The organism is Nocardiopsis halotolerans DSM 44410, from assembly GCF_000341065.1.
Classification (GTDB): domain Bacteria; phylum Actinomycetota; class Actinomycetes; order Streptosporangiales; family Streptosporangiaceae; genus Nocardiopsis; species Nocardiopsis halotolerans.
This window is the reverse complement of sequence record NZ_ANAX01000099.1, coordinates 16,759-34,586: the sequence shown is the minus strand read 5'-3', so window position 1 is coordinate 34,586 and position 17,828 is coordinate 16,759. Positions and strand designations below refer to the sequence as shown.

Here is a 17,828-nt window from a genome sequence, read left to right as displayed (position 1 = left end):
CGGGCCCCCCCTGCCGTTCCCGGACCGGGACCGGCTGCTCGCCGCGTACACCTCCCTGGTGGTCGGCCGCCGCGTCAACGACCAGGCCAGCGCCCTCGTGCGTCAGGGCCGCCTGGCCGTGTACCCCTCCTCACACGGGCAGGAGGCCTGCCAGACCGGCGCGGCCCTGGCCCTGGCGGAGGGCGACTGGCTGTTCCCGACCTACCGCGACACCGCCGCCGTGGTCGCGCGCGGGGTGGACCCGGTGGAGGTGCTCACCCTGCTCAAGGGCGACTGGCACTCGGGCTACGACCCCAACGCCCACAAGGTGGCCCCCCAGGCGACGCCGCTGGCGACCCAGCTCCTGCACGCGGTGGGCGTCGCTCACGCCGCCCGTCTGCGGGGCGAGGACACGGTGGTCATGGCGCTCTGCGGTGACGGCGCCACCAGCGAGGGCGACTTCCACGAGGCGCTGAACTTCGCCGCCGTGTTCCGCGCGCCGGTGGTCTTCTTCGTCCAGAACAACGAGTACGCCATCTCCGTCCCCCTGGCCAGGCAGAGCGCCGCCCCCTCGCTGGCACACAAGGGCGTCGGCTACGGGGTGAACGCGGAGCGGGTGGACGGCAACGACACCCCCGCGGTGCTCGCCGTGCTGGACCGCGCCGTGGCCGCCGCTCGCGCCGGTGAGGGACCCCAGCTGGTGGAGGCGCACACCTACCGGATGCAGGCGCACACCAACGCCGACGACGCGACCCGGTACCGCAGCCAGGAGGAGGTCGACCCCTGGAAGGAGCGGGACCCGCTGCTGCGCATGGAGACCTACCTCAGGAAGAAGCGCCTGCTCACCAAGGCCCGGGCGGCCGAGATCACCGAGCGGGCCGAGGCCGTGGCCGCCGCCATGCGCGAAGGCGTCTCGAAGGACGCCGACCCCGAGCCCGCCGAGCTGTTCGCGCACGTGTTCGCCACCCCCACGCCGCAGCTGGACGAGCAGGCCGCCTTCCTGGCCGACGAACTGAGCAGAGAGGGCAACTGACATGGCGACCGACCCCACCAAGCTCTCCATGGCGCAGGCCCTCAACCAGGCCCTGCGCGACGCCATGGCCGAGGACGGGACGGTGTACGTCTTCGGCGAGGACGTCGGCCCCCTCGGCGGCGTCTTCCGCATCACCGACGGCCTCACCGCCGAGTTCGGCGAGGACCGCTGCTTCGACACCCCGCTCGCCGAGTCCGGCATCGTGGGCATGGCGGTCGGCATGGCGATGAACGGCATGCGCCCCGTGGTGGAGATGCAGTTCGACGCGTTCGCCTACCCGGCCTTCGAGCAGATCGCCAGCCACGTGGCCAAGACGCGCAACCGCACCCGGGGCCGGGTCGGCCTGCCCATGGTCATCCGCGTCCCCTACGCGGGCGGCATCGGCGGCGTCGAGCACCACTGCGACTCCTCCGAGGCCTACTACGCGCACACGCCCGGCCTGACCGTGGTCACCCCCTCCACGCCCGCGGACGCCTACTTCCTCCTGCGTGAGGCGATCGCCTCCGACGACCCGGTCGTCTTCATGGAGCCGAAGAAGCTGTACTGGGGCAAGGACGAGGTCGACATGTCGGCCCCCGAACCGCCCATCGGCACGGCCGTGGTGCGCCGCCCCGGCACCGACGCCACGCTCATCGCCTACGGGCCGTCGGTGTCCACCGCGCTGGAGGCCGCCGAGGCCGCCGCGCAGGAGGGCCGCAGCCTCCAGGTGGTGGACGCGCGCTCCCTCGTCCCGTTCGACGACGCCACCGTGTGCGAGGCGGTCCGTTCCACCGGCCGCGCCGTCGTGGTGGCCGAGGCCAACGGGTACGCCAGCGTCGCCTCGGAGATCGTCGCGCGCGTGACCGAGCGCTGCTTCCACTCCCTGGCCGCACCGGTGCGCCGTGTGACCGGCTTCGACATCCCGTTCCCGCCGCCGAAACTGGAGCGCTTCCAGCTGCCGAGCGTGGACCGGATCCTGGACGCCGTCGACGACCTTCAGTGGGAGGACCAGTGACGACGCAGACCTTTGACCTCCCCGACCTGGGAGAGGGGCTCACCGAGGCCGAGGTGGTGCGCTGGCTCGTCGCCGTCGGCGACACCGTGGCCGTGGACCAGCCGGTCGCGGAGGTGGAGACCGCCAAGTCGATCGTGGAGGTCCCCTCCCCCTTCGGGGGCACGGTCAGCGTGCTGCACGGGGAGGAGGGGCAGGTCCTGGAGGTCGGTAAGCCGCTGATCAGCGTGGCCGACGGCTCCGGGGCCGAGCCCGCCGCACCCGCGTCCGAGCCCTCCGCCGCGCCGGTGTCGGCGGACGGCGAGCGGTACCGCGAGGAGGAGCGCGCCGGTTCGGGTTCGGGCAACGTGCTGATCGGCTACGGCACGCCGNNCGGCGCCGTCCGCGCAACCGCCCGCCCGCGCGAGGGGAGCAGCCCGCCGCTCCCTCCCCCGCGTCCACACGTCCGCCACTGGTCACCTCGCCGCTGGTCCGCCAGATGGCCCGCGAGGCTGGGCTGCGGATCTCCGAGGTCGCCGGAAGCGGTCCGGGCGGACTCATCACGCGGCGCGACGTGCGCGCCGCAATCGAGGCCGCGCAGGCTCCGGCGGAGCCCGCCGTGGAGTCCGCTTCGGAGCCCGGTGCGGTGGACGCGCGTACGGGCCTGTCCGAGTCCCGGCGCGTGGCCATGAGCGGCTTCCGCAAGAGCGTGGCCGCGTCGCTGTCCCGCAGTCGGAGCGAGATCCCCGAGGCGACCGTCTGGGTGGACGTGGACGCGACCGAGCTGGTCCGCCTGCGCCAGTCCGACCCGTCCGGCCCCGGCCTGCTGTCCTACGTGGCGCGGTTCGTGCTCGCCGGTCTGCACGCGTACCCCGAGCTCAACGGGAGGGTGGACGGCGACGAGCTGGTCCAGTACGACGGCGTGAACCTGGGGCTGGCGGTGCAGAGCGAGCGGGGCCTGGTCGCACCGGCCGTCCTGGGCGCGCACCGGCTGACCACGCTCGAACTCGACGCCGAGATCAGAAGGCTCACCGCCGCCGCGCGTGAGGGGAAGGCCTCCCCGGCCGAGATGACCGGCGGTACCTTCACCCTCAACAACTACGGTTCGCTGCGTGTGGACGGTAGCGCCGCCATCATCAACCACCCGCAGGTGGCGATCCTCGGACTCGGCCGGATCATGGACCGCCCGTGGATCGTGGACGGTGAGCTGACCGCCCGCAAGATCACGCAGCTGTCCTTCGCCTTCGACCACCGCGTGTGCGACGGCGGCGCCGCCGCGGGCTTCATGCGCGTGGTCGCCGACGCCATGGAGAACCCGGCCGCGGCCATCGCCCGCATGTAGGCCGAGGCCCTTTCGAAACGAGCGCCCCGGGGAGTCGGCACCCCGGGGCGCTTCTCCGTGTCGCTGGGCTCGTGCGCCATGACCGTGGGAACCGTGGACCAGTGGGGCGTCAACGCCGCCGAACCGCACGCCCTCGCCCGTTTCTGGGCCTTCGTGCTGGGCGGTGAGCCGGTACTGAGGAACGACGGATGGGCGCACGTCGAGGTCGGCGAGGGGCGGCCCCGGCTGTCCTTCCAGCCCGACCCCGCACCGAGGACCGAGCGCAACCGCGTCCACCCCGACCTGCGGGTGGACGACATCGACGCGGCCGCCGACGCGGTCGTCGCCAGGGGCGCCAGCCGGAGGGGTGAACCGGTCACCGACGAGCAGGGGACCTTCCAGGTGCTGCTCGATCCCGAGGGCAACGAGTTCTGCCTGGTGAGGCCCGCCGCGCGCTGACACGGGTCATCCCGTGGCGGACCGGGAGCCGCGCGCGGGCACGGTTTCCCCGGCCGCCGGAGGGCCCTCACGTCCGAGCCCTCCTGAGACCCGGTCCGCCCGGGACGCGCGGACACGGCGGTGCCCCCGGCCACACCACGGCCGGGGGCACCGCATGTCGACTCGTGGACGAATCCACTCGTCGACGTGTCCCTTCACCTACATGACGGCGTGCCTACTCGTCGCCCTTGGCCACCAGGGTCAGCACGTCGTACGTGGCCACGGCCTCGCCGTCCTGGTCCGTGACCAGGGCGTCCCAGCGCACCTCGCCGTAGTCGGCGTTCGTGCGCGGGGTGATCTGCTTGGCGGTCAGCGTCACCCGGATCGTGGCGTCCTCCTTCACCGGGGTGAGGAAGCGCAGGTTGTCCACGCCGAAGTTGGCGAGCACCGGACCCGGGGCCGGGTCCACGAACAGGCCCGCCGCCAGCGACACCACCAGGTAGCCGTGCGCCACGATCCCGCCGAACAGCGGGTTGGCGGCGGCGGCCTCCTCGTCGGTGTGCGCGTAGAACGTGTCGCCGGTGAACTCGGCGAAGTGGTCGATGTCGGCCCGGGTGACCGTGCGCTCCTCCGACCGGATCGTGTCGCCGATCCGCAGCTGCGACAGGTCCTTGCGGAACGGGTGCACGTCGCCCACGGTCCGCTCGGAACCGGTGGTCCAGTGACCGGTGATCGCGGTGACCATGTCCGGCGAGGCCTGCACGGCGGTGCGCTGCATGTGGTGCTTGACGCCGCGCACGCCGCCCATCTCCTCGCCGCCGCCCGCGCGGCCGGGACCGCCGTGCACCAGGACGGGCAGCGGGGAGCCGTGGCCGGTGGACTCCTTGGCGTCCTCGCGGTTCAGCACCAGGATGCGCCCGTGCCAGGGAGCCAGCCCCAGAACGACCTCGCGCGCCACGTCCCGGTCGTTGGTGACGAGAGAGCCCACCAGGCTGCCGCTGCCGCGCGCGGCCAGCTCGACGGCCTCGGCGACACCGTCGTAGGTGATCACGGTGCTGACCGGACCGAAGGCCTCCACCTCGTGCGGCTCGCTGGCGCCGGGTTCGGCGCGCAGCAGGATCGGCGACATGAACGCGCCGGACTCGTCGTCACCGCCGACGACCTCCACCCGCTCGGGGTCGCCGTGGACGATCTCGCTGGTGGCGCGCAGGGCCTTGACCGCCTTGCGGACCTCGTCGCGCTGGTCGAGCGAGACCAGGGCGCCCATCCGCGCGTCCGGGTTGTCGGCCGCGCCCACGGTCACCTTGGACAGGCGGTCGGTCAGGGCCCCGACGACCGCGTCGGCCATCGACTCGGGCACGATGACGCGGCGGATGGCCGTGCACTTCTGACCGGCCTTGACGGTCATCTCGGTGACGACCTGCTTGACGTACAGGTCGAACTCCGGGTCATCCTCGGTCACGTCCGGGCCGAGGATCGAGCAGTTGAGGGAGTCGGCCTCCACGTTGAGCTGCACGCCGCCGCTGACCACGTTCGGGTGGTTGCGCAGGATGGCGCCGGTGGCGGCGGACCCGGTGAAGCCCACGATGTCCTGCGGACCCAGGTTGTCGAGCAGACCCCTGTGGCTGCCGACCAGGAGTTGGAGGGAGCCCTCCGGCAGCAGGCCCGACTCGACCATCCGGCGCACGACCGCGACGGTGAGGTAGGAGGTCTGCCCGGCGGGCTTGACGATGCTCGGCATCCCCGCGAGGAAGGCGGGGGCGAGCTTCTCCAGCATGCCCCAGACGGGGAAGTTGAAGGCGTTGATCTGCACGGCCACGCCCGGACGCGAGGTGTACACGTGCTGGCCCACGAAGGTGCCCTGCTTGCCGAGCGGCTCCAGGGGACCGTCCGGGATGACGGTGGAGTTGGGCAGCTCGCGGCGCCCCTTGCTGGAGAAGCTGAAGAGCGTACCGAAGCCGCCGTCCACGTCCACGGCGGTGTCCCGCTTGTTCGCACCGGTCCGATGGGAGAGGGCGTAGAACTCCTCCTTGTACCCCATCAGGTGTTTGGCGACCTCCTTGAGGATGTTCGCGCGCTGGTGGAAGGTGAGCCCGCGCAGGGCGGGGCCGCCGACTCGGCGCGCGTACTCCACCATTCCCGCGACGTCGGGACCGTTGGCCGAGATCCGGGCGACGGTCTCACCGGTGTTCGCGTCGGCCAGGGGCGCGCCCTCGTCCTCGGGGGTGAACCACGATCCCCGCGCGTAGCTCTGCAGTGTCTCGGGCACCTGACGGTCCTCTCCTCGGGCTGTGCTCTCTTGCCCGAACAGTATTACAGACCGATCGTTCAGTAAATAGCCCTCGGCGGTCACACCGGCTCCCACCTGGGATTTCATTGTTCCTGTGATCGTCTGCGGCCGAGCCCGTACCGCCGCACCGGCTCCACGTCCGCGAGGGAGTGCGACCGGCGCCGTAACATCCGGGCGCCGCCGGACAGAAGGAGGGTGAGACCGCAGAAGGGAAGTCGATGAGCAGTGACACGGACACCGGAGCGGGTGAACCGGCGAGAGGCGAGTTCACCCGGTTCTTCGAACGGCACTACGACGACGTCCGCCGCTACGCCGTGCGCCGCCTGGGCGTGGACGCCGCGGACGACGTCGCGGCCGAGACCTTCGGCGTGGCCTGGNAAGGCCCAGCCGCTCCCCTGGCTGTACGGGGTGGCGCGCAACGTCATCCGCGCCCGGAGGCGCCGCGACGGCAAACGCGGCGAGGTGCTGAGCCCCGAGGGCGTCCCGGCGGTGCCGGAGGGGACCGACACCACCCGCCAGGTCGAGGAGCGCGACACCGCGATCCGCGCCCTGGACCGGCTCAGCGCCGCCGATCGCGAACTGGTGATGCTCCTGGCCTGGGAGGGGCTGGAGCTGGCAGAGGCGGCACGGGTGCTGGGTTGCACGGCGGCCACCGCGCGCGTGCGCCTGCACCGGGCCCGTCGACGGATCGAGCGCCTCCTGGGCTCCCCGGCTCCGGAGGAGGAGGCCGGTCCCCCCGCCCGAGCACGGCCGACGGCGGCCGCCGAGGAAACCACCCCGACCCTGGTCCCCCTGGAGGAGAAGTGAACCGCATCCGCACCAGCCGCGACGACACCGACGCCGTGCGCGCGCTGCTCTCCGACCACGACCCCGCGGCGGACGTCCGCGCCGATCCCGCCGGGAGGGAGCTCGCACGGATCGAGGTGATCGCCGCGGGAGGCGGCACCCGCCGGATCCGGGGCCTGGCGCCCCGGCGCCCGGGGGGACGCCTGCTGCTGGGCGCCGCCGCCGTGCTCACCGCCCTGGCCGTGCTCGGACCCTTCGGGTGGAACGCCGTCCGGCCCGCGTACGCGGGCCCGCCCCCCGCCCCCCTGGAGGCTTCGACGGCCGACCCGTCGGAGGGCCGTGAGCACCTCCTCGACCTTGCCGAGACCGCCGGAGAGCAGCCCCCGCCGCCGCGGGAGGGGGACGTCGCCTACGTGCACACCGCCGAGTGGATCCTCGCCCACTCCGTCGGCGTCGACACCGGCGAGCGGGAGGGGTGGGGGATCCTTCCGACGAGGGAGGAGGTGTGGCGCACACCCCGCGACTCCGGGCGCGTCGTCTCCACCCCGGGTGAGCCCGAACGGGTGCACGGCGACCGCACCCCGTTCCTGGGGCTGTTCGAGAGGGGATCAGCCGAGTTCGAGTGGGACGAGGGCGAGGGCGGCGGCATGTCCTTCACCTGGGAACACGAGGACCTGTCGAGCGACCCCGAGGTACTGGCGGACCAGCTCATGGAGGGAGCCGACCACGGGGCCGTCGGTTCCGCGACGGTGCGGGGCCAGGCCCACTCGCCCGAGGGCCTCTCCGACGGGGCGCTGCTCTTCCACGCCCTCCAGCGCCTCTACGAGGAGGCTCCCGTATCGCCGGGCGTCCAGGCCGCGGCCCTGCGAGCCCTCGCCGCGCAGGAGGACGTGCTGTACGCGGGCACGGCCCGGGACCGCGAGGGCCGCGAGGGAGAACTGTTCCTGGTCGAGGAGGAGGGCGTGGCGGGAACCGTCCTTGAACGGCGGATCATGTTCGACTCCGACACGGGCATGCCCCTCTACCACGAGACGGTCACCGTGGAGTCGGACACGGTGCCCGACGAGAACCTGCCGCGCGTGAACGAGTACACCGCCCTGGTCGATGCCGCCTGGGTCGCCGGGGTCGGGGACACCCCGTAGACGCACGGGGCCTCCCCGGCTCCGGCCCGCGGAGGGGGCCGACCGCGAACCGGGACCGCGTGCGCCGAAACGACTCGTCGCCTTGTCGACATTTGCGTTGACATGGCGACGAGTCCGCAGGTCGACGTGTCGACACGCGGTGCCGGTCCTACCTGGTGAGCGCCAGGACCGCGGCGTCCGGAAGGTCGGCGAGCAGCTTGCCGGGCACCAGGAGCTTGGAGCGGCGGACCCCGCTGCCCACCACCACCTCGGCCTCGGCGTCGACCGCCTCGTCCACCAGGACCGGCCATCCCTCCGGCAGGCCGAGCGGCGTGATGCCGCCGTACTCCATGCCGGTCAGCCCGGTGGCCTCGTCCATGGGAGCGAACGAGGTCTTGCGGGCGCCCAGGTGGCGGCGGACCGTCCCGTTGACGTCGGCGCGCTGGGTGGCCAGCACCATGCACGCCGCGTAGGAGACCTCACCGCCGCGCTTGGCCGCCACCACCACACAGTTGGTCTGTCGCTACCGTCTAAGGCATTGGTTGGTTAGCGACAGAGAGGCAGGCACGCGATGAACGTCAAGGCAGTGAAGGTCGAAGCCGGGAACTACACGCTTCGCACGGAAGCGGGGACGTACGCGGGCAACGTGCGGAAGCACCGCAACGGCTGGCACATGGAGCTTGCCTACCGGAATGGGAGCTTCCAGACGAGGACGCTGAAGGAGGCTGTGAGCCTCGCTCAGGAGGCCGCCGACAACGTCGGTGACCTTGAGGGTCACCTGTCCAGCCTCGCGCTCGCTGAGGACAGCGCAGCGGCTGACGTCAAGTCGGGCGACATGGTGGTTGCTGGGAAGCACCTGCTTCCCGTCGCGAAGGTCCACAGCGAGGACAACGGCGCTAAGACCGTGGTCACCGTGGAAGACGGGCGGGGCTTCGTCCGCTACTCCGACGACATCGTTCGTGTGGTTCGCGCCGACGAGAGCGCCGACGAGGCTGACGGCGCCGACGAGGAAGCCCCGGCTTCGCCGGTCACTGAGAGCGCCGACGAGAGCATCGTTGTCGCTGAGGCTGGGGTCCCCACCACGGGGACCACTGAGGAGATCGACGTCCACCCTTACAGGGCCATCGTCGATGTGATCACCGGTACTGGCGTTCTCGTCTCTCCCCCGGCGTCCGAGGACATGCGCCTGTCTGAGGGTGGCGCTTCCCTCCACGACTCCTTGCTCGGCGACGCTCTCCGCCGACTCCTCCGCCATGGCGTTGACGCACTCGAAGGCGACGACGGCGCTCCGATGGTGGAAGGCGTTACCGCTGACGGCCGAACGGTGTTCAGCCTCTACGTGATCGACCCCGTCATGGATGAACCGCCCTTGGAGGAGATCAACGCTTCCATTCGGGCTCTGCGTCGCTCGGCTGGGGTGCTCAGCCTCTAGCCGTCTGCGTCATCACGGGGCGCGGTTCACGCCGCGCCCCTTCTACCACCCATCACTCATCATGAAGGAGGACCACACATGAAGATCTATCACCCGGACGGGACGCACTGCCTCGGGCGTTGGGAGGAGTGCGAGATACCGGGCAAGCGAGCAACCCCGCCCGAGTTCGACCTACGCAAAGGCGAATGGACCAGGGGGGAAGTTGAGCAAGAGATTGAGCGGGAACTCAACAGCGACCGGAGACAACTCTACGTCGCCGAGTTCCTTCAGCTCCCTCGTAAGGAGGGGTGGGCTAAGTACGCCTGGGACTGGCAAGGGTCCCTGTCCAGGAGGACCTACCTCGCCGACTCGGGCAGGCGATCCGAGAGCTTCGCTGACCTGAAGGAGCACAGGGACGAATGCTGGTCATGGACGGGAGCGCATGAGAGCGACGGACGCGCTGTCACCAGGATGGCAAGCAAGAAGCGCAACGTTCGCCGCCTGCTGTGGCAGGTCTTCCGGAAGGCTCCCGATACTCGTCGGCTGGTTGTCCGCACATGCGAGAGCGAGCACGCCGAGTGCGTCAACCCCTTTCACGCAGAGCTGTTGACCCGCTCCGAAGCGATGAAGAGACAGCGCTCTCTCTGACTGGCTCAGGGGTCCGCGTTCAGTGCGGACCCTTCAGCCGCTCCCCTAAGGGCGCCGGTATCGGCGCCAACGAGTCGACGACTTCTCGGCTTCCTGCGCCGAGTGCCTGCCCTAGACCTCGCAAGCCGAAGCCCTCACGAACGAGGAACCATGACTGTCACGCTTGAGACCGCTCGTCGCGCCGTCATCTACGCGCGGCTCTCCCCTTCGCCGTCCATGACCAAAGACGAGAACCTGGCCCAACAGCGGGACCTGTGCCTAGAGCACTGCGAGCGCCGAGGCTGGGACGTCGTTGACGTCATCGTAGAGCGGGACACGTCGGCATCCACTGGCGAGCGTGAGGGATGGAAGCGCGCCGTCTCCCTGGTGGAGTCCGGCGAAGCGGACGTCATCGTGTCTCGACACGTTGACCGCATGTACCGCCGACCGCGCGAGCTGGAAGACCTCTGCGATCTCGTCGAGAACAAGGGTGTCTTGCTGGCTACGGTGCTCGCTGGCGACATCGACTTGAGCACGCCCACGGGGCGTGCCTTCGCGCGCATCGCTGGCGCTATGGCGCGGCAAGAGATCGAGCTGAAGACGGAACGCCAGAAGCTCGGACACTTGCGCCGCGTGGAGGCCGGAAGGCCGTTCACCTCGAAGCGCCCCTTCGGCTTTACGTGGGAGTGGGAGCACGTCCCCGAGGAAGCCGAGGCGATCCGGGACGGCTACGCGCACATCCTCGAAGGGGGAACGCTGGCTGAGCTCGCTAGGCGTTGGAACCGTCAGGGGGTCAAGACCAGTGCGGGCAACGACTGGCGCGCGTCGACCGTTCGCTTCCTCCTGGCCAATCCTCGCAACGCCGCGATTCACACGTACCGGGGTGAGGAGACCGGCAGTAAGGCGGCATGGGAGCCGATCGTCTCTGAGGCTCAGTACCGCGCCGTCGTGGCGATCCTTGAGGGCAACGCTGAGCGAAGCCTTATGCGGTCTGGAAGGTCTCCGAAGTCCTTCCTTTCCGGCATCGTGGAGTGCGGCGTGTGCGCCGCCAAGGGGAAGGTCTCCCACCTGTGCCAGGGATGGGGGCCGAAGCTGAAGGACGGTTCACGTCAACGGCGCTACAGGTGCCGTGAGCAGTGCGCCGGTACCAGCGCCGACGCTGACCAACTGGACTCCCTCGTCTGGCTGAAAGTCACCGAGTACGCGGAGCAGTGGGTTAGGGAGCACGAACCGAAGCCCGAGGACAGGGAGCGAGAGCGTGAGCTTCTGGCTGAGCGTGAGCTTCTGGCCAGCCGACAGGCTGAGCTGACAGAGGCGTTCGCCGCTGGCCTTATCGACATGGCGGCGCTGAAGGCTGGCGCCGAAGCGGGCAAGCGCAGGAGAGCGGACATCGACGAAGCCTTGTCGGCTCTCCAGGAGAAGGCCGCTGGTAGCTCCATCGTCGGCGACACCGAATACCTGTTCTACGCCTACGACTACGAGAACCCCGAGCATCACGAAGGGATGAGGAAGGCCGTTCGTACGGTGTTCTCTCGCATCGTGATGCAGCCTCGGAAGCGAGGAGCGAAGCTGTCCAAGGACTACGTCAGCTTCACGCCCAAGAAGTAGCCCCGACCTTCGCTCGCTCAGTGCCCCCCGGCTTCAGGCCGGGGGCTTCTTTTGTGCCTGTACGGCGCTGAGAGGAACGCTGAAAGCCGCACGGTGCTTCCAGGTACTTCGCTAGGGCTTGCCTGTCTCAGGCGCTCACGGGCTACCTCAGGCGCTCCTAGAGCTCGCCGTCGCGGAACTTGCGCACGGTCTCCGGGGTTATGGCGTCCTCGCCGTGCTCTTCGACGTAGGCCATCATGCGCCCGAGCGGGCTGTCCGGGTTCGGCGGGTCGTGGCTCACGGTGCCGCCGAGCATCATCGCGGCGAACTCGGCGGTGATCTCCTGGGGCGTCCTGTCGGTCATGCTAGGCAAGCCTACTGGGGGCAACCCCTCTCGGGGCTGCATCAGAGGCAGAGCACCCCATCAGGCAGACACTGTCCTAGAAGGCGCTGAGATCGACGCTGAGACGATCGCAGGACTTCCAGGTGTACTAGTAGGGTGCGCCTGTCTCAGGCGCTCACAGGCCATCCTGTGGCCTCGGGCGGCAGGGCTGGACTTCTGCCCTGTGCCTGCGTGACAGAGGTCACGTCAGAGCAGACCGGCAAGACGGCCGACTTTTTCGATCTTTATAAGTAGAGCCGCTGACTCGCTGCGGCTCTGTGGAGCCCTCCGGGCTCCTAGAGAGCTAGCGTGCCTCACGTCACACGCTTACTCGTTTCCAAGATCGCCGACTCCTGGCGTCTTTATAAGTGTAGGTAGCTAGCCTCGCTAGCCCGCTTCGGGCTGCGGGACCCTCCGGGTCCCCTCAGCGGCAAGCGTGACAGGTGTCACAGGTGAGCCTGCGCAACATCCGGCCGACTCCTGGCGACTGTATAGGTGTAGGTCGCTGACTCGCTTCGCTCAGTGGGTCCCTCCGGGACCACTCAGAGCTAGCGTGTCTCAGCTCACACCCGAGGCTGTGCAACATCGGCCCGACTCCTGGCGTCTTTATAAGTGTAGGTAGTTAGCCTCGCTAGCCCGCTTCGGGCTGTAGGTCCCTCCGGGACCCCAGAGAGCAAGCGTGTCTCACGTCACACGGGTCCGACTTTGTGCAACCGCCGACTCCTGGCGACTGTATAAGTGAGAGTCGTTGAGTCGCTGCGGCTCTGCGGGACCCTCCGGGTCCCCTCAGCGGCAAGCGTGACAGGCGTCACGTCAGATCAGACCTGCAAAGCAGGTGACTTTTTGGCTCCTTATAAGTGTAGGTAGTTAGCCTCGCTAGCCCGCTTCGGGCTGTGGGGCCTTCGGCCCCCAAGGAGCTAGCGACTTACTGCTCTTCCCTCTGTCCGGGCCTCCGGCCCGGCCTTGATCTTGCCAGCTATCACGCTGGCTCTCTTTTTTTGCTTCTGACTGAGCGACGCCGTCGCTCATCAGTCACAGACCGGGCACTGCCGTTGTCCGCTGTGCTGGACTGCCACTGGCACAGCGCGGCACGGAGTCAGGTGGGACGGCAGTGCCCTTTAGTCGTCAGCGGTCAGACAGGCTCGCTCCTTCCTGTCATGCTCAGTCGCCGCTGACGCGGCGTGAAGGTTCCTCCTCCTTCTCCTTCGCGTCGGTATCTCCTGGTTGGGCAGTAAGCCCCGTCCTTCTCCTGAGTTCTCCCATGAGCCCCGGGGGGAGAGGGACGGGGCTTCTGCTTTTGAACCACCAGTGAGCGCCATCGTTCAATGCCCTTCTATCGAGAGGACAACAACCATGCCCACATTCGAGGAACTGCTTTCAACAAAGCAGGCCGCCGACCTACTCGGCGTGCCTCACAGCACGCTACGGCGTTGGCGTGCTGAAGGCGTAGCGCCGACCCACCTGATGATCGGAACTCAGTACGTGTACGAACGATCGACGGTCGAGGACTACAAGCGTCAGCGGAAAGGAGGTGATCAGTGAACAACCAGCAAGAGCCCTGGGAGTACCGGCAGGGAGACAGATGCTTCTCTCTCTCCAGAACAGCGGAGAAGCTGCACATGACTCCGGAAGAACTCAACGACTGGATCTCTCGGCTAGACCCTGAGATTCGAGAACACCTCATCTACCGGCGCCGCAATCGACGCGGCGGCGGATACTCCCGGAAGCTGAACGTGTCAGCTCTGGAGAGGACCTGGTTCGACGGCCAGCGGCTCGACGAACTCTTCCCCTAGTCCCCCTCGCTCCCCCCCCTTGACCAGAGGGCTGCACAGCCGTAATGGAGGTCCGGCCCCTAGCCCCTCACTCTCACTCCATTACCAACACGAACAGGAGAACCACCACCAATGACGAAGAAGAACCCGACTCCAGCCGAGATCATCAAGGCCGCCGAGGCCGACATCCTGTCGCGCGCCGACGAGTACGCGAAGGGCGTTGCCGACTCTCGCGCGCTTGCCGCCGAGCGCAAGCAGGGAGCCGACGAGGCTGAGGCCGCATACGCGGCCCTCCTGACGAAGCTTCAGAACGGAGACGACTCTGTCTCTGCTCTGGACCTGGTCACCTCGGAGAAGGAGGTCTTCCGCTCCGACCTTCTGGCGAAGGCCGCTCAGACCAAGGCTGTGCGCGTCGCGAAGGCGACGCCGAACTACGACAAGCGCGTGGCCGAGACCATCGCTGAGGCTGTGGCTGAAGCCCTTCCGGGCATCGCCGTCGTTCCCACCTTCGTACACCCCGATCTCCCCAAGGACACGAACGGTCTTCCTGTCGCCTTCATTCTTCAGAAGGGCGCAACGACGAACAACGGCGGCGCCCTGTCGGGAGATCTTGAACTGCACTACTACCGGCTCCCCATCCACCGCGAGTTCGACCCCTCTCGCCTGACCTCCGCCTTCGACAAGCGCAATTGGATGGTGAAGGTTCAGACCAGTCAGACCCACGTCAAGGGCGAGGTCGAATACGACCACGTCAGGTTCGCCGTTCGCAGCGTGTATGACGAGGTCCCCGTCATCGACCATGACGCCAAGGAGCTTGAGATCAGCTCTGCCGTTCAGGGCATTGCCCAGCGCTTCGCTCTCGCCACCGGCGCGACAAGCGAGGGGGTCCACGTCAAGAGCGAGCCGAAGCCGGGACAGTACAACCTGGGCAACTTCTTCGTGCAGTGGGCGGAGCCGAAGGTGTCCGTCAAGACCGTCTCTGGCAATCGTCACACGGAACTCGAAGTCGGGCTCTTCTACGGCACGCACTTCGTGGACTCCAGCAGTCTCGGCTACACCCCTCAAGGCATCGTTAACGCCATCAAGGCCGTGAAGAAGCACTACGACGGTCGGTTCATTCCTGGCTTTGGCGTGGTCACTGCCATTGAGTCCGTGGCGACCGAAGGCAACCAGAGGACTGGCTTCAAGTTGACTGCCGTGTCCAAGCCGGAGTAACCCCACCCTCCCCTTGAAAGGATCATCTACATGAACATCACTGACATCGTCGCTTCCCTTCCTACGCGCGAGAGCGAATGGGTTGCGTACCTCGCAGAGGCCGGACGTCCTGAACCGAGCAAGGCGAAGGTGGAAAGCCTCGCTGGCGAGATCAGCGAGAGGATTCACGGTGCCCCCGTTCACCCCACGTTCGCTGGCAAGATCGACTACCCGGATGAGGTGACCGGCCTTCCGGTCGCGATTGTCCGACAGGAGAGCGAGACCAGCGCTGAGGTCTACTACTTCCGGAAGAGTAACGAGGACGTCCCCGTTCCGATGCGACTTCTCGGGATCATGAAGGCGATGCCGACGCGAGTCACCATCGCGCGTGGCGCCGTGGCAATCGACATTGTCCAGTTGCGCATCTGACGCCCTACCCCTTCCCGATTCTTAGTCCGCAAGTTGGAGCCCCGCTTTAGGGCGGGGCTTCTTCTTGCGCTGCTAAGCGCACAACCACAACAACCACAGGAGAACCCCATGGTGCTGTTCACGTTCTACGTATTCATCCTCGTCTGCGCCGCAGTCACGGCGCACTCGGGCTGGATTCTCTGGACCCTGAACAAGCCCAACGCCTAAGAAGGAGGAACCACCAACAATGAAGACCCGACTCATCGCCACCGTTCTACTCACGGCGTTGATCCTTGCCGTACTCGCCGGAGCGTTCGCGGCTTCGCTGCCCGCGTTGCTTGCAGCGGCGCACGCAATTCACCTGACGGGAGTCTCGGCATGGGGCTATGCCATTGTTCCCGACAGCGCCGTTGTGGTTAGCCTCGTCGCCTTGCTTCTGCTTCGGAACGACAAGAAAGCCGTGGCGCTCTCCCTGGGGACGCTCGGCACTTTCACCCTGGCAAGTCTCACCCTGAACGAGGCGCACGCCCTGGGGCTCTTCGAGCAACGGCACCCGGCGCTCATCCTCGTTGCCGGAGCTGTCCCCGTTGTGGCTGTCCTTCTGGCCAGCCATCAGCTCATGCACTGCTTCCGTGTGCTGTTCCCTGCCGTTGAGGCGCCTCGGCTTCCCCAGCCGAAGCGGACTCCTACGAAGGTCGACGAGAACGAGAAGCCGAAGGCGAAGAAGGTTGACGACAACGTCACGGAACTTCGCAAGCGTTCCCTTCCCGAACTCACCGAGGCGGCCCGAGAGCTCAAGTGGAAGGCCGAAGCACAGGGTCAGGAGCTCACGGTAAGTCGATTGATGAAGGATCTTCGCGTCAGCCACAAGCGGGCGAAGGCCGTAGCCGAAGCCATCGCGGCGTAAGGAGGGAGCATCATGGGAAAGAAGATCGACCTGACCGGCAACCGCTACGGGCGATTGCTGGTCGTGGAGGAAGCCGGACGGGCGAAGGATGGGAAAGTCACCTGGCGCTGTGAGTGCCAGTGCGGGCGAGAGACCGTTGTACGTGGCGACAAGCTGCGGAACGGAAGCGTCAGGTCGTGTGGCAAGGGCGAGTGCCATTACCTGTACGGCGTGACCGGCGAGGCTCACCCCACGTACGGCAGGAAGGGCGACGCTCACCCGACCTGGAAGGGCGATGCCATCACGTACCAGGGCGCCCACGAACGGGTGAGGCGCCTTCACGGCTCAGCCTCACGGCACCGCTGCGTTGACTGCGGAGAACCTGCCCGCGATTGGTCGTTGGATTGCGCGTACGTCGACGACCCTCGCGGCGAGGTCAACGGCTACCTCCTGGCTTACAGCCCAGACCCCGAGCGGTACGTGGCACGCTGCGCGCTGTGCCATCGCTCCTACGACGTAGCCCTCGCTGGCTCACGTCGCGCCGTCGAGAGCGGGCGTCTCGCGCTGTAGCTGACACGACGAAGCCCCGGCACCCTTCATGGGTGGCCGGGGCCTGTCTCTGTCCTCAGCCCTCTACGTCAACACCATGGCTCAGGTGTGGCGCCGTCGTCCGTCAGTTCGCACAGCTCCTTCCATAGAGCACGCGCCTCGGCGACGTTCAGACGGTCCCTCAGCGACTCGCTGAGCGTGTCGTAGACCTCGGTAGCCAGCTTGTCTGTCGGCACCTCTCCGTTCGCCTGAGCGCGCCGGAGGAAGTCCAATCGAGAGAACAGACGATCAGCTTCGGCGATGTCTCCTCGGGCGAGAGCGCCTGTGATCTTGTCGGCAAGCCTGTTGATCATCGGGCGTTCTCCCATGCGACGTAGTAGCCCCGGACAAGTCGGGCTTGAGGCGCGACGGCCACGGGGTCGACGATTGGGACCGGCCGGACATCCGGCCGGACTGAGCGAGGAACAGGAACAGTCCTGGCGTGCCGCCCCTTGGGCTCCGGCCACAGGAAGGCGAGTAGTCTGCTGAACATCGTTGGCACTCCTTCGCAGTGCTGGCGACAGGAGCCCTGTGGGAGTCACTACCTCCCCGGGGCTCCGCTTCGTTGAGAGCACCATACTTCACCACACCTCACCACGCCTAGGTATAGCCTCAGTAGACCCGAGTTTGACTAACCATGATGAAGCAAGCTAAGGTGGGTCGGTTGGGCGCCTCGCTATGGTGTGGGGCATGGCTACGCCTGCTTTCAACCCACGACCAGACCACTACCTCTGGGCTGAGGTGGCTCGGCACATCACGGAACAGATCGACTCCGGCGCTCTTCCTCCTGGCTCTCGCATCCCTTCAGAGCGTGAGCTAGCGGAAAGCCTGGGCGTCGCGTCGGGGACAGTACGAAAAGCCATCAAGGCACTGAAGGAGGAAGGTCGGCTGAGAGGACTAGCAGGAAAGGGCGTATTCGTAGCGCGAAACGAAGACGACTGAGCGTAGTCGAGGTTCAAACCTCGGCCCGAACTTGAAGCCCCGGTAGGGAATCCGGGGCTTTCGTTTTGCCCAAGAGAGGACCCAACCGAAAAG

The 17,828-nt window shown here is 67.7% G+C and carries 18 protein-coding genes and 2 pseudogenes; 16 read left to right on the top strand and 4 right to left on the bottom strand.

What is annotated here, in order from left to right; all coding sequences use genetic code 11:
* From pdhA to D455_RS0107710, 4 genes and pseudogenes are all read left to right on the top strand, one after another.
* The coding region (gene pdhA, locus D455_RS0107725; RefSeq protein ID WP_017570168.1) for a pyruvate dehydrogenase (acetyl-transferring) E1 component subunit alpha at positions 1-1,012 on the top strand (1,012 nt) is incomplete at its 5' end.
* A 1-nt stretch (position 1,013) separates the two neighbouring features.
* Positions 1,014-2,006 (top strand): alpha-ketoacid dehydrogenase subunit beta, encoded by a 993-nt coding sequence (locus D455_RS0107720; RefSeq protein WP_017570167.1) that lies wholly within the window; start codon positions 1,014-1,016, stop codon positions 2,004-2,006.
* Positions 2,003-3,324 (top strand): annotated as a pseudogene (locus tag D455_RS29640) (dihydrolipoamide acetyltransferase family protein). The gene D455_RS0107720 and the pseudogene D455_RS29640 overlap by 4 nt, the downstream one beginning before the upstream one ends.
* A 78-nt stretch (positions 3,325-3,402) precedes the next feature.
* Complete coding sequence (locus D455_RS0107710) at positions 3,403-3,762, top strand: VOC family protein (protein ID WP_026122420.1); 360 nt, start codon at positions 3,403-3,405, stop codon at positions 3,760-3,762.
* Positions 3,763-3,976: 214 nt separating this feature from the next.
* Here the strand turns inward: D455_RS0107710 and paaZ are convergent, their stop codons facing one another.
* Positions 3,977-6,010: a phenylacetic acid degradation bifunctional protein PaaZ gene (gene paaZ / locus D455_RS0107705; RefSeq protein WP_017570165.1), complete on the bottom strand. Its 2,034-nt coding sequence runs from the start codon at positions 6,008-6,010 to the stop codon at positions 3,977-3,979.
* 429 nt (positions 6,011-6,439) lie between these two features.
* On the opposite strand from paaZ, the gene D455_RS29635 reads away from it, so the two are divergent.
* Positions 6,440-6,838: a sigma factor-like helix-turn-helix DNA-binding protein gene (locus D455_RS29635; RefSeq protein ID WP_017570164.1), complete on the top strand. Its 399-nt coding sequence runs from the start codon at positions 6,440-6,442 to the stop codon at positions 6,836-6,838.
* Entirely contained in the window at positions 6,835-7,959 is a 1,125-nt protein-coding gene (locus tag D455_RS0107695) for a CU044_5270 family protein (RefSeq protein WP_017570163.1), read from the top strand. Before D455_RS29635 ends, D455_RS0107695 begins: the two co-directional genes overlap by 4 nt.
* Before the next feature lie 148 nt (positions 7,960-8,107).
* Here D455_RS0107695 and D455_RS29630 read toward each other — a convergent pair.
* Positions 8,108-8,452, bottom strand: a pseudogene (locus D455_RS29630) (YbaK/EbsC family protein); the annotation flags it as partial.
* A 57-nt stretch (positions 8,453-8,509) separates the two neighbouring features.
* Between D455_RS29630 and D455_RS0107685 the strand changes: the two are divergent.
* The 3 genes from D455_RS0107685 (at position 8,510) to D455_RS29625 (ending at position 11,584) form a co-directional block, all read left to right on the top strand.
* On the top strand, positions 8,510-9,370 hold the full coding sequence (locus tag D455_RS0107685; RefSeq protein WP_152487021.1) for a hypothetical protein: 861 nt from the start codon (positions 8,510-8,512) through the stop codon (positions 9,368-9,370).
* A 78-nt stretch (positions 9,371-9,448) separates the two neighbouring features.
* Positions 9,449-9,997, top strand: coding sequence for a hypothetical protein (locus D455_RS0107680; protein WP_017570160.1), 549 nt, complete (start codon positions 9,449-9,451; stop codon positions 9,995-9,997).
* A gap of 150 nt (positions 9,998-10,147) precedes the next feature.
* On the top strand, positions 10,148-11,584 hold the full coding sequence (locus D455_RS29625; RefSeq protein ID WP_017570159.1) for a recombinase family protein: 1,437 nt from the start codon (positions 10,148-10,150) through the stop codon (positions 11,582-11,584).
* Positions 11,585-11,741: 157 nt separating this feature from the next.
* Here the strand turns inward: D455_RS29625 and D455_RS0107670 are convergent, their stop codons facing one another.
* The gene (locus D455_RS0107670; protein WP_017570158.1) at positions 11,742-11,927 is read right to left on the bottom strand and encodes a hypothetical protein; all 186 of its coding nucleotides are present in this window, start codon (positions 11,925-11,927) and stop codon (positions 11,742-11,744) included.
* A gap of 1,371 nt (positions 11,928-13,298) precedes the next feature.
* Between D455_RS0107670 and D455_RS32590 the strand changes: the two genes are divergently transcribed.
* The 6 genes from D455_RS32590 (at position 13,299) to D455_RS32110 (ending at position 16,775) form a co-directional block, all read left to right on the top strand.
* Positions 13,299-13,487: a helix-turn-helix domain-containing protein gene (locus D455_RS32590; protein ID WP_083922162.1), complete on the top strand. Its 189-nt coding sequence runs from the start codon at positions 13,299-13,301 to the stop codon at positions 13,485-13,487.
* Positions 13,484-13,738: a hypothetical protein gene (locus D455_RS0107665; RefSeq protein ID WP_026122419.1), complete on the top strand. Its 255-nt coding sequence runs from the start codon at positions 13,484-13,486 to the stop codon at positions 13,736-13,738. Before D455_RS32590 ends, D455_RS0107665 begins: the two co-directional genes overlap by 4 nt.
* 111 nt (positions 13,739-13,849) lie before the next feature.
* Positions 13,850-14,932, top strand: coding sequence for a hypothetical protein (locus tag D455_RS0107660; RefSeq protein WP_017570157.1), 1,083 nt, complete (start codon positions 13,850-13,852; stop codon positions 14,930-14,932).
* A gap of 30 nt (positions 14,933-14,962) precedes the next feature.
* Positions 14,963-15,340 carry a hypothetical protein gene (locus D455_RS0107655; protein ID WP_017570156.1) on the top strand — a complete coding sequence of 126 codons (378 nt, stop codon included), beginning with the start codon at positions 14,963-14,965 and terminating at the stop codon, positions 15,338-15,340.
* 226 nt (positions 15,341-15,566) lie between these two features.
* Positions 15,567-16,226 (top strand): hypothetical protein, encoded by a 660-nt coding sequence (locus D455_RS0107645; RefSeq protein WP_017570154.1) that lies wholly within the window; start codon positions 15,567-15,569, stop codon positions 16,224-16,226.
* A 12-nt stretch (positions 16,227-16,238) separates the two neighbouring features.
* A complete protein-coding gene (locus D455_RS32110; RefSeq protein WP_017570153.1) occupies positions 16,239-16,775 on the top strand; it encodes a hypothetical protein in 537 nt (178 codons plus the stop codon).
* Positions 16,776-16,843: 68 nt separating this feature from the next.
* On the opposite strand, the gene D455_RS0107630 is transcribed toward D455_RS32110, so the two are convergent.
* A complete protein-coding gene (locus D455_RS0107630) occupies positions 16,844-17,107 on the bottom strand; it encodes a hypothetical protein (RefSeq protein WP_017570152.1) in 264 nt (87 codons plus the stop codon).
* Between the two features lie 364 nt (positions 17,108-17,471).
* Between D455_RS0107630 and D455_RS32585 the strand changes: the two genes are divergently transcribed.
* A complete protein-coding gene (locus tag D455_RS32585) occupies positions 17,472-17,735 on the top strand; it encodes a GntR family transcriptional regulator (protein ID WP_338037814.1) in 264 nt (87 codons plus the stop codon).
* The last annotated feature ends 93 nt before the right edge of the window (positions 17,736-17,828 follow it).